Raw genomic sequence first — 11831 nt, 5'->3', positions numbered from 1 at the left:
CGTTATCCTTTTGGTGTCAGATCAGCGCAGGTGCGAGTGTCTGCGCGATTGATGCAATTTCAGCCATGTCCTCCGGCGCATAGCTATCCCTAGCCGCATTCAACGACAGCACTCCGAGGCAGCGCCCCCCCCAGAGCACAGGGGCGCACGCACAGGCTTCACAGTCTTTGGAGAGGATCAATTCGGCGTCGGGGAAAGCCCAGAACACGTCCTCCCGCGAGTTGCCGAGCCAACTACGGCCGCTATCCAGTACCACCTTGCCCCATTCGGTCAGGCCCATAGGCTTAAGCGCTCCAACCGGGTAATCGGCTTCAGAGCTATGCATCCGCATGACGTTTCCGGTACCAGGGAGGTTCTTTAGGATGGTTAAGAAACGGAAACCGAAACGAGCCTCGCAAGTGTCCTGTACTGCGCTAAACAGGGTGTGTGGTTGATTCAGGTGGGTCTGCGCACGCAAAAGCACAGCGAGATCGGTGTTCAATAAAGTCATTATTTTATCCATATAGGAAGTTTGGGAGCCACAGGGCGATGCTCGGGAAGACAGCTAGCAACAACACCCCGAGCAGCATTAATGCAAAGAATGGTAGCGCTGCTCGGGCTACATAGCTGATCGAACGACCCGAGATGCCCTGAAGAACGAAGAGGTTAAAGCCCACAGGCGGGGTCACCTGTGCCATTTCAACCATCAACACGAGATAGACACCAAACCAGATCGGATCAAAACCCGCCTGCAGCGCCAACGGAAGCGAGATCGGCAAACTCATCACCACAATCGACGTACCGTCGAGGAAAAAGCCGAGACCGAGGTAGAAAAGCGACAGCACCACCAAAAGCCCCCAAGGCGGCAGCTGCAGCGACGCAATACCTTTTGCCACATCCGCGGGGATGTGCAGGTATCCGATCGCGGTGGACATGAAGGCTGCAGCTATCAGAATTGAACAGACCATGGTTGAGGTCCGTAATGCACCCAACAAAGTATCACGCAGCAAAACCAGTGAGAACTGACGTGTCAACAAGGCGATAGCGATGGCAGTAATGACGCCGACGGCTGCGGCCTCTGAGGGGGTGGCAATACCGGTATAGATCGACCCTAGAACGATAGTCATCAACACAGCCAGCGGAACTAGGTCCCAAATCGCGCGCAGGAAGTCTAGCGCATTGCGCGTCTCACGCTTTGCTGGAACCAATGAAGGATTCAGCGTGGTGCGGAGCATGATATAGCCCGAATAAAGTGCGCTGATCATCAACCCTGGCAACACACCAGCGGCGAAGAGGCGCGAGATCGATTGCTCGGCAAGGATGCCGTAGACGATCATTACGATCGAGGGCGGGATCAGCAACCCTAGACTGCCAGCGCCAGCAAGTGAGCCCAGCGACAGCCGGTCGTCGTAACCACGCGCCCCTAGCTCACGGGTGGTGATACGGCCGACGGTGGCAGTTGTGGCAGGGGATGAGCCAGAGACGGCAGCGAAGAGTGTGCATCCCAATACGTTCGTGTGTAAAAGGCGACCGGGAATGTAATCGACGAACGGGGACAATCCACGGAACAGCCGAGATGAGATGTCAGTACGGAAGATGATCTCGCCCATCCAGATAAACATTGGAATGGCCGAAAGCTCCCAGCTGGTGGAATAGCGGTATATGATACCCGCAGCGATGGAGCCGATACGCGATAGTTCCATGCCGTGTAGGAAAAACAACGCAGCCGTTGCCACAAGAGCCAACGAGATGAAAACCCAAACGCCAAGTCCGAGAAATAGTAAAAGAAAGCCTAGCGTGGCAGCGGCGGTTAATAACGTGTCCATATGATATCTCCGAGGGGTCGGCTTATTCGACCGGCGTGGCAAGCGGCGCATGCGGGGCGGGTGACGGGTGTCCGGTGATGTGACGCAGACCGTGCGCGACTGCCGCCAGCGCAAACAGGGCCAGACCCACCATAATTGCACCTTCGGGAATCCAAGTTGGCACTGCGGCGACAGACGAAGACACCGTACCACGGGACCACGCCCGCGCGACGCGGATCCAGAACATCCAAGCCAACCCTGCAGACATTGCACCGGCCATCAATGCTGATGCGGCGGTAAGCAACTGTTGTGCCCGCTCAGGCAAGCGGTCGAGTACGAGGCCGACACGGATTAGATCCCCGTGTTCCAGAACGTATCCCAATGACCAAATGATGCAGATGCTAATCGCGTAGCCAACAAATTCGTCGAGGACAAACGTTGAGGTAGCGAAGAAGCTGCGCAGAATGATCTCGTATATGATGTGGCCTACCATATAGAGCAGCGCACATGCGGCGATTACCGCAGCCAGTCGCGAAAGGCCGAAAACGATCGAAAAAAAGCGGGTCATGCGGACCTCCAAGAGAAAAATATGCGCGAGCAGCACTGACGGCTGCCCGCGCAAGTCGGGGAGGAATTAGCGGTCCTTGTAAGCAGTCATGATCGACTGGGCACGCTCACCAGTTTCTTCGAGCCATTTGTCGATGAAAGGTTGTGCGGCGACGGACAGGGCCTGAGAAAACTCTGCAGGGATTTCTTCAGTCACAGTCATGCCATTTTCACGCATAGTGGCAAAATCGTTGGCAGTCGCATCCGCGAGAAGCCCCCACCCATAGTTTTCCGCCTCGGTCGCAGCTTCTTTAACAGCGGCCTGTTCATTTTCGCTCAGATCGTCCCAGGCATCGCGGTTAAGGTGGATTGCTTGCAGCGAAGACGCATAGTTTACATTCGTGAAATCTGACTGCATTTCCCACAACTGCGCGCCGACGCCACCATTGGCGGAGGTAAGGACGGCATCGATCGCATTGGTTGAAAGCTGCGCCGGAACATCTGCCCAGGAAATCTGGATCGGAAAGCCCCCAGCGTTCTTAACGGTCTCCGTGGAAGCGACATCATAGGTGCGGACCTTCACGTCTTCGAGGTCGGCGGTGGAGGTGAAGGGCTTTTTGCCCCAGAGACCCGAAGACGGCCAGGGTGTTACCAGCAGCAGCATCTGGTCGTTTTCTTCGAGAACCTTTTCATAATCCGGCTTCGCTAGCTCATAAAGATCATGGACATCCTTAGACGTCGGAGCAAGGAACGGCAGCGATGACAGTTGGAATATGGGGTTGATACCGGTCCAAAATACGAAGGCCGAAGACGCTGCTTGCAAAGCGCCATCACCAACGGCGTCGAAATGGTCTACACTTTTGTATCCGAGCGCTGCGCCATGGTGGACGGTGATTTCGACTTCACCACCGGTCTTTTCGGCCACAGCCTTAGCGAAGTAATCAGCGGTTTTCCCCTGCAGTGAACTGACCGGATATTCGCTGGACAGATCCCAGGTGGCGGCAAAGGCTGATGTGGCGGTTGCAAGGCTGAGGCCTGCTAGGGCTCCAAGTAGGGTTCCATTGTACATGTGATATTCCTTGTTGTGTTCATGTGACCGAGCTGTCTCTTCACCTCGCTCACAATGCGGTTGGACGCTTACGAGCAGAGCTGTTCGCAGAATGCAGTCAGAACTGTTCGTAAATCAAGATGGGACATGCGAAAACTGGCCTTGAAAGCAAAAAAAAGCGTATTCCGCTTTGAATTTACGTTAAGCAACTGAAAAGTTTAGCATTTTGGCGGCTGATTTATGGGCGTCTTTATCCGGAACGACTGCAATGACCGGAGTCAGGCCTTTCTGGCCATTTGTTTCCAAAGCTCAATTAGCTTTTTTGCTGTCTGTGGATCTGAATCGAAACTTTGGTGTATAGCGATTCCTCGAAGTACAGAGAGGTGCAGCTGTACCTTAAGTCCAGCGTCCGTATCGTCTGCATTTTCACCAATCAGTCGCGCGGCGATCCGGTCACGCTCTCGGATCCATTTCACTAGAATATCACGAAGTGCGCGGCCCAGCTCGTTGTTTTGGCGAGAGGCCAACATCAACTCCATCGCGGCTATGTAGTGGCTATTTGAAAAAATAGTACTCCACAGCGCGTCAACTAGCTCATCCACAGAGAGCTGGTTCTTGTCAGGGTCGAGCGCGAAAGGATAGTCGTCTCTCCACTCACTGACCAATTTTTCGAATGCTGCAACCAGCATGTCATTTCGAGTTGGGAACTGATGTGTAAGCGCCCCCCGTGACACTTGTGCCCTTTTGGCGATAAGGGGAGTCGAGATCTGTGCATAGCCAACGTCTACCAATGCCCGAAGCGTCGCCTCGCATACCTTGTTCCGGGTTTCTTGAGATCGCTCTGCTTGCGTACGCCGGGTCTGTGCGGAAGGGAGTGACGTGGTATCGGCGCTCATATTCTGTTCCCGGCGGTAAACATACAAACGACGTTACCTGTTTTTGTGCGCCTTGCAAATGATGGCGACTTCATTTTGCAGGTTAATAAGGTTGTCGGCTACTATGGTGCGAGTAGAAATCGCGTATTGATGCTCTTATCTGAAAGCTCGTGCCAACCGGCGTTGCAGAGTTCGTCCGACTATTCGGGCTTAAGTGACGCTCATATATTCCAAAGCCAACCAAAGACGGGAAGTTGTTGCCTCTTTCGGCGGCTGGAATGCGCTCCGTTTCCCGCAAATGTGAGCGTAAATTATGCAGACGGGCCAGGACGGCACTTATGCAGCTCCGCTGAGCATTTAAAAAACAAACAATCTTGACTGCTTTTAAAAAAGCTCCCAACCTAACTAAACATAAGAATCCAAATAGACATCTCAGGGAGCATAAACATGATTAAGCGTCTTCTCGCAGGAATGGTGATCTCGGGCATAGCCGGAGTCGCGGCGGCCGAAGTGGAGTTTACAGCAAATTCGTTCTACGCGGCCGAACATCCTCATTCGAAGTATGGCTACATTGAATGGGCCAAAATGGTTGAAGAAATGTCTGGCGGAGAACTGAAGCCAAACGTCTACACCGGTACCGTGCTGCTCGCGCCGCGTGCAAACCTGCAAGGTATTCGCGACAACGTGGTTCAGGTTGCGCATCATGCGGCAGTATACACCCCCTCGGAGATGCCTGTTGCAAACAGCATCCAGGAACTGGGCTTTAACTATTCCGATCCGCTGACGATGATTTTAGCCTCGACCGATTTTAGTATGAACAACGAAACACAGCTTCAGGAATGGGCCGAAAAGGGGGTCGTGTATCTTGGTTCTTATGCGACGCCGCCCTATGTCCTGTTCTGCCGTGAACCCGTGCGTACGCTGGAAGAATTCAAAGGAAAGCGTATCCGCACGGCCGGATCGAGCGTGTCGCAGTGGGTTGAAAAAGCAGGGGGCATCCCCGTCAACGTCCCCTCCAGCGAAATGTATACCGGCCTTGAGCGCGGGACACTCGACTGTGCTTCGAATGCCGCAAATGATCTCATTGACCGGTCGCTCTGGGAAGTCGCGGAACATACGACGATGCTGTCGACAGGCATGTATTGGACGGGCCCACAGTGGGGCTTCAACCCTGAATTCTGGTCTGGGCTTAGCACCGAGCATCGCGAAATTCTGTTGGAAGCAACCGCACGTGCCATGTCGCGCATGATTGTCGAGTATGTCGGCAGCGCCGAAGAAAAGCTCGCTTTGGCCAAGGAGAAGGGCAACAATGTCTATGAACCGGGCGAAGACCTGCTTGCGTCGGCTGAGGAGTACCGCGCGAACTCCGTGGAAACCGCTTACCAGACCTCGCAAGAGACCTATGGGCTGAGCAACGGCAAAGAGGTCATTGATGACTTCATCGCGACCTATGAAAAATGGGAAGACTTGCTGACCGGCGTTGACCGTACTGATGAAAACGCGGTTGCTGAACTGGCCTTGCGCGAGATCTACAGCAAAATCGACGCCTCCACTTACGGCATTCAATAATACTGAGAAGGGGGCGCGCGTGGCGATCGCGCGCGCCTTTATGATGGAGCGCGGGCACATGGCAGAACGAAAACGACGCACTCAGGCCGAACGGTCTCATGAGACGACTTCTAGCCTTCTTGAGGCCACGCTGGCGTGTATCAAGGACAAGGGGCTCATTAACACCTCAACGACTGAGGTGGCACGACGTGCAAAAGTTTCACGGGGTGCGCTGTTGCATCACTTCCCAACCAAAGAAGAATTGATGGCCGAGGCGCTCCGATCTCTACTTTTACGTGAGACAGAAGAAGCCGAACGTGCGGCGAATTCTGTCGTGGAGGATTCACTCACCGTTGACCAATTCCTCGACTTCGTCTGGGAACGCTTCTCCGGAGATCTCTACATGGTGTCGATGGAGTTTGTTAACGCCGCACGAACCGACCATAAAATAAAGGCTGCTTTGGTCCCCGTCGGGCAAGACTTTAATGAGGCCTACGGTCGTATCTGGGAGAAGATCGATGGGCCGTCCGATGACCCCGTTGTGCAGATGCGCCAAAAAGTCGAAATTACCGCGATCATGTGTCTGGCGCGTGGAATGGCAACGCAGACAATCTGGCGCGATGACCCCGACCTTTTCCGCGCGACGATCAATTACTGGAAAGGGCTTCTGAAGCTTTCCCGTAAACATCAAAATTCCGAGCGCGCGTCATGAGCGGGGTGGAAACACGCGGAGAAGGCGGCACGCTCTCCGTTCTTGACCGCAGTATATACCTGCTGAACCGGGGATTTCTCGTTTTTGCAGCTGTGGCGCTCATCCTGATGATGTTCCATGTCACTGTTGAGGTCGCGGGCCGTGCGACCGGTGCCTTCACCATGATCGGCACGTTAGAAGTCGTGTCCTTCTACTATATGATCATGCTGGTCATGCTGCCGATGGGCTTTGTTGAACTGCGAAATGAACATATACGGGTTGATCTCTTTGTTCAGTGGATGCCCGCTCCACTCCAGTTTATTCTCTACGTACTTAGTTGCCTTATGAGCATGACTTTCTTTGCAATGATGTTCTGGCAAAGTTTCTATGATGCGCTGAATTCGACCCAGCGAATGGAAACCATCATGTCGAATTTCATCTTCTACATCTGGCCAAGCCGCTGGGCTTTGCCGATCGGTTTCTTTGGGTTGTTGTTGGCATCGCTCTCCAACCTTCTGAAATCCATTCGCCATAGAAAGGCGCTGTAACGTGGACAATACGACTGTTGGAGTAATCGCCGTGGGGGTCACGCTTTTGCTCATCGCACTACGCTTTCCGATTGGCGTCGTCTTGGGACTAGTCTCAATCGCGGGCATTGCCGAGATCACCAATATGCGCATCGCATGGGGTGTGGTGTCAGCAACCCCGTTCGATTTCATCGGTCAATGGGAACTGACTGCAGCGCCGATGTTCCTCTTCATGGGGTATCTGGCCACGGAAGGGAAATTGACCAGCGGGCTGTTTGGCGCTCTCAGGCTGTTTCTTGCGCGGCTCCCCGGTGGCCTGGCGATTTCGAGTGTCGGGGCCTGCACCTTTTTCGCGGCGGCCTCAGGCTCCAGTGTTGCCACAGCGGCGGCCATGTCGCGCATCGCTGTGCCTGAGATGCTCAAAAACGGGTATGATAAGGGATTGGCCACTGGCACAATCGCGGCCTCAGGCACATTGGGTTCGCTTATTCCGCCCAGCGTATTGCTCATCCTTTATGGCGTATATGCGCAGGTTTCGGTCGGGCAGTTGTTCATGGCCGGTTTCATTCCCGGACTGATTTCGGCCTTGCTGTATGGAATGATGATTGTGGCGCGCGTCAAGGCAAAGCCGAGCCTCGCCGGGACTGTTGTGGTCGAGGCAACGCGGGCGGAAAAGCTTGAGGCGCTTAAAGAAATCTGGCCCCTGCCGACCCTGATCCTTTTGGTTCTCGGCGGGATATTCAGCGGCTATTTCTCACCCACTGAAGCAGGCGCGTTGGGTGCATTTTTTGCACTTTGCATCGCCTTGATACGCAGATCGATCAACTGGCTCGAGTTCAAGGCCGCCGTGGTCAGCGCCTTGCAGAGCACCGCGTCGATCTTTCTGATCCTCATCGGTTCGGTTTTGTTCACCAAGTTTTTGGCCATGTCGCGCTTGCCGACCGCCTTTTCCGAAATGATCCTCTCGGTGAGCGACAGCCAGTGGTGGATCCTCTTTGCGGTCGCAGTGATTTATCTCCTCCTCGGGATGCTAATCGACTCCATTGGGCTGTTGCTGCTCACCCTGCCGCTGATCCTTCCGCTTGTAGATGCCGCGGGGATTGATGCCATATGGTTCGGCATTATTGTCATCAAGCTGCTCGAAGTTGGGCTGGTGACACCGCCAATCGGGCTGAACGTCTATGTCATCAAGGGTGCCCTGGGCGACCTTGTGACCCTGCCCGAAGTGTTTCGTGGAGTGGCGTGGTTCATTGTAATGGACTTCGTCGCCTTGCTTCTGATCATCCTGATCCCCGCATTGTCACTCTGGCTTCCGTCGCTGCTCTATCAATGACCGAATGCGTCCTCGCTCCAGGCATCCGCTGATGGCGGATCGTTAAGACTCATAACGCTACCAATAAGAAAAAAGGAACTCGCATGACTATGCAGATTATTCGAAACGCCCGCATCATTGACGGATCGCGGGACCGTGCAACAGACTCGCAGGACATCGTCATCGAGAACGGCATTTTTCAGGAAGTATCGGACAAGGTCTCGTTGCAATGCGACAATGAGATCGATGCGAAAGATCACTACGTGATGCCCGGCTTGATCGACTGCCATGTGCATGTGATCGCCACGACGGCTGACCTCAAAGCGAATGCCGACCTGCCCAACTCACTGCTTGCCTACCGCATGATGGCGCTGATGAAGAACATGATCTCGCGTGGCTTCACGACGGTCCGCGATCTGGGCGGCGCAGATGTCGGCATCGTTGATGCAATTGAGGAAGGTCTGCTGGTCGCGCCCCGTCTGGTGATCTGCGGAAAAGCACTGTCGCAAACCGGGGGGCATACGGACTACCGTGGCCGATACAATCCACGCAGTGTGGATTACTATCGTGATCAAATCGGCGCGATGGGGAGGATCGTCGATGGCGTCGACGACCTGCGCCGCGCTTGCCGCGAAGAGATCAAGGGCGGGGCAAATTTCATCAAACTTATGGCCAATGGCGGTGTCTCTTCACCGACTGATCCTATCGGATTCTTGGGTTTCTCTGTGGCAGAGCTTGAAGCAGCGGTCGAAGAGGCGTCCAACGCAGAAACCTATGTCGCAGGCCATCTATATACCGATGAGGCGATCAACCGGGCCTTGGACGCTGGTGTTTACTCGATCGAGCACGCAAACCTGATCAAACGCGAAACTGCCCGCCGCGTGGCCGAAAAAGGGGCGGTCGTGGTCCCGACCAACATCACGTATGAACTCCTTGGTACGCGGGGCGCCGATTTCGGTCTGCCGCCTGAATCGATCGCAAAGGTCGCTGACGTGCGGGACGCAGGGTTGGAGGCCCTGAGCATGCTTCATGAAGAAGGAGTGCTGATGGGCTATGGCTCAGATCTTCTGGGGGGCATGCAGCAGTATCAGTCGGGCGAATTCCCTCTGCGCGGTCGCTTCCTCCCGGCCCATGACGTGATCCGCTCAGCAACCTTGGATGCCGCTAAGGTGATGCGAATGGAGGGGCAGATCGGCTGCATCGCAGAAGGGGCGCATGCGGATCTTATCATGGTGCGGAGCAATCCGTTGGACGACCTTTCAGTGCTTGACGGGCAGGGCGAGCACATCAATGCGATCATGAAGGATGGTCGCTTCGTAAAGACAATATAAGGCTGCTCAAACCGGGGGGAGGTTCCCCCCGGTCTCAACGAGACGACTATCATCGTGCCCCCTCCTTAACCGGAAAATAAGCTGATACTCCCGCTAAAATAGGTCCCGACGGGACGGTGGGAAACCGGAACTCCTACCGGTACCAACGGGCCGGTTCTCGCGACCAAGAGCTTCTTAACCTCAATCCCTTCAGTATGTTATTGGATGGCTGACCTAGGTGTTTGATCCCATGGTTTGATGGTGCGATCCTTTCGCAGGAATGGAAGGAAGCATTATGGGACAAGTTCGTCACTGAAGCGCCACGACCACGCACGCTGTCAGAGCTGCAATACAGCGATCGCAATCTTCGCTCGCGCAGCTGAGCAAGGAGCTTGGGATCAATCCCAAAACTGTGGCAAAATGGCGCAAACGCCAGACCGTCGAAGACCTCAAGACCGGGCCGAGGGAGCCGCGCTCAACTGTCTTGACGGAAGCCGCGGAGGCAACCATCGTCGCATTCAGACGGCATACATTGTTGCCGCTGGACGACTGCCTCTATGCGCTGCAACCGACGATCCCACATCTGACGCGTTCTGCTTTGCATCGGTGCCTTCAGCGTCACGGCATCTCTCGACTGCCTGATGTGGAAGGTGACAAGCCAAAGCGACAGAAGTTCAAGCGCTACCCCATCGGTTTCTTTCATATCGATATTGCCGAGGTTCAGACCGCTGAAGGCAAGCTCTACTTGTTCGTGGGCATTGGTCGCACAAGCAAGTTTGCGGTGACCCAACTCGTCGAGAAGGCAGACAGGAAGACCGCCTGGGAGTTCTTGCAGGTCATGCTCGAAGCAGTGCCTTATCGCGTCCACACCATTTTGACCGACAACGGCATCCAGTTCGCTGAGCAACCGCGCAATCGCAACACCGTATATTCAAGGCCAATGCGTTTCGACATGATCTGTGAGGCCAATAGTATAGAGCATCGCCTTACCAAACCAAACCATCCGTGGACCAACGGTCAGGTAGAGCGCATGAACCGCACGAACAAAGACGCGACGGTCAAGCGTTTCCACTACGATGACCACGACCAACTGCGCACCCACTTGGCGGACTTCATGGCAGCCTACAACTTCGCGCGCAGGGTCAAGACCCTCGGCGGTCTCACGCCCTAAGAATACATCTGCAAGATCTGGACATCCGAGCCAGACAGATTCATCCTAAACCCGATCCACCAGATGCCGGGACTGAACACCTAATAATGATTTTGCGGGCTTATGAAACCCGCAACAATTTCAACCTGCAATTTGCTCACTTACCATACCTAATTTTTTCACAAATTCGGCCTCTTTCTTTTCCAGCGTAGGCAGCAAGCTCGCGATGCTTACCGCTAGTGGCCGTCCGGCTGTTTCCACTGAGTGAGGAAGCGTGACAGCGATCGCACCTGCTCCGGATGTCACCTTCCCACGCGAGAAGGCATACCCGTTCGTTCTCGCTGCGCTTATCGTCTCTAGCGTCTTTTTCAAATCAATCTGAGCGTCCTTGATCTCGGAATTTGTGCGCCTAATAATTGCAGATACTTCTCTGTCATCCAAGTGGCTCAGAAGTATCTGACCTGTCGCGGAGGTAGCTGCCAAACGTCTGGAGCCAATAGGAATATGGTATCGCAAGTTACCCCTTGCGGGAACGACGTAGATATAATGGCTGTAAATACCGATCCGCGTTGCGACGACAACGGCTTCATGTGTTTCTTCTGATAGCCAGTTCAGAGCATCAATGAGTCGGCCATCTCGGATTGGCCCGCGGTCCAGCCATGCGCCAAGCAGCGTAACGCGCGGGGTGGGAAGATAGGTCTTATCTTTTTCATTGTAGTCGAGGTACCCGTGGTCCTTCAGGCTCCGTAGGAGCATCGACATAGATGATTGGGGGATATTTAGATCGGCGGCGATCTCTTTTGCGGTAGCAGAGCGACGGCTCTGCAAGAAAAATTCAAATACATGAAGCGTGCGGAGAGCGGATTTAACTGACGTCTGTACATCAGCCGGACCTGCGCTCGGCGCTGTCTGGAATACCTTGTCCGTTGATTTATGGTCCACCGGCGCCTCCAAATCATATATGTGATTTATTATATCTAGTATGTGATGGGGATTGTCAACTGGGGCGATCCGTCGTTATCTCGATTAACGTCAAATTC

The 11831-nt window shown here is 54.3% G+C and carries 11 protein-coding genes and 1 pseudogene; 6 read left to right on the top strand and 6 right to left on the bottom strand.

Annotated elements, in window-relative coordinates:
• Window positions 1-16: 16 nt before the first annotated feature.
• The 5 genes from DSM110093_RS14530 to DSM110093_RS14510 all read right to left on the bottom strand — a co-directional run bounded on the left by DSM110093_RS14530 (window position 17) and on the right by DSM110093_RS14510 (window position 4274).
• Complete coding sequence (locus DSM110093_RS14530) at window positions 17-490, bottom strand: GAF domain-containing protein (protein WP_243265758.1); 474 nt, start codon at window positions 488-490, stop codon at window positions 17-19.
• 4 nt (window positions 491-494) lie between these two features.
• Complete coding sequence (locus DSM110093_RS14525; RefSeq protein ID WP_243265757.1) at window positions 495-1805, bottom strand: TRAP transporter large permease subunit; 1311 nt, start codon at window positions 1803-1805, stop codon at window positions 495-497.
• Between the two features lie 22 nt (window positions 1806-1827).
• Window positions 1828-2352, bottom strand: a complete 525-nt coding sequence (locus DSM110093_RS14520; RefSeq protein WP_243265756.1) for a TRAP transporter small permease — start codon at window positions 2350-2352, stop codon at window positions 1828-1830.
• A gap of 66 nt (window positions 2353-2418) precedes the next feature.
• Window positions 2419-3399 (bottom strand): TRAP transporter substrate-binding protein, encoded by a 981-nt coding sequence (locus tag DSM110093_RS14515; protein WP_243265755.1) that lies wholly within the window; start codon window positions 3397-3399, stop codon window positions 2419-2421.
• A 257-nt stretch (window positions 3400-3656) separates the two neighbouring features.
• The gene (locus DSM110093_RS14510) at window positions 3657-4274 is read right to left on the bottom strand and encodes a TetR/AcrR family transcriptional regulator (protein WP_243265754.1); all 618 of its coding nucleotides are present in this window, start codon (window positions 4272-4274) and stop codon (window positions 3657-3659) included.
• Between the two features lie 426 nt (window positions 4275-4700).
• On the opposite strand from DSM110093_RS14510, the gene DSM110093_RS14505 reads away from it, so the two are divergent.
• The 6 genes and pseudogenes from DSM110093_RS14505 to DSM110093_RS14480 all read left to right on the top strand — a co-directional run bounded on the left by DSM110093_RS14505 (window position 4701) and on the right by DSM110093_RS14480 (window position 10896).
• Window positions 4701-5822 (top strand): C4-dicarboxylate TRAP transporter substrate-binding protein, encoded by a 1122-nt coding sequence (locus tag DSM110093_RS14505; RefSeq protein ID WP_243265753.1) that lies wholly within the window; start codon window positions 4701-4703, stop codon window positions 5820-5822.
• A gap of 19 nt (window positions 5823-5841) precedes the next feature.
• Entirely contained in the window at window positions 5842-6513 is a 672-nt protein-coding gene (locus DSM110093_RS14500) for a TetR/AcrR family transcriptional regulator (protein ID WP_243265752.1), read from the top strand.
• Window positions 6510-7040, top strand: coding sequence for a TRAP transporter small permease (locus DSM110093_RS14495; protein WP_243265751.1), 531 nt, complete (start codon window positions 6510-6512; stop codon window positions 7038-7040). The genes DSM110093_RS14500 and DSM110093_RS14495 overlap by 4 nt, the downstream gene beginning before the upstream one ends.
• A 1-nt stretch (window position 7041) precedes the next feature.
• Window positions 7042-8352, top strand: coding sequence for a TRAP transporter large permease (locus DSM110093_RS14490; protein ID WP_243265750.1), 1311 nt, complete (start codon window positions 7042-7044; stop codon window positions 8350-8352).
• An 83-nt stretch (window positions 8353-8435) separates the two neighbouring features.
• Window positions 8436-9662 (top strand): amidohydrolase family protein, encoded by a 1227-nt coding sequence (locus DSM110093_RS14485; RefSeq protein WP_243265749.1) that lies wholly within the window; start codon window positions 8436-8438, stop codon window positions 9660-9662.
• A 328-nt stretch (window positions 9663-9990) separates the two neighbouring features.
• Window positions 9991-10896: pseudogene (locus DSM110093_RS14480) on the top strand (IS481 family transposase).
• 36 nt (window positions 10897-10932) lie between these two features.
• Here the strand turns inward: DSM110093_RS14480 and DSM110093_RS14475 are convergent.
• Window positions 10933-11733, bottom strand: a complete 801-nt coding sequence (locus tag DSM110093_RS14475; RefSeq protein ID WP_243265748.1) for an IclR family transcriptional regulator C-terminal domain-containing protein — start codon at window positions 11731-11733, stop codon at window positions 10933-10935.
• Between the last annotated feature and the right edge of the window lie 98 nt (window positions 11734-11831).

The organism is Sulfitobacter sp. DSM 110093 (genome assembly GCF_022788715.1).
Classification (GTDB): domain Bacteria; phylum Pseudomonadota; class Alphaproteobacteria; order Rhodobacterales; family Rhodobacteraceae; genus Sulfitobacter.
Note: the sequence above shows the minus strand (reverse complement) of the source record. Positions and strands in the feature narration are given on the sequence as shown.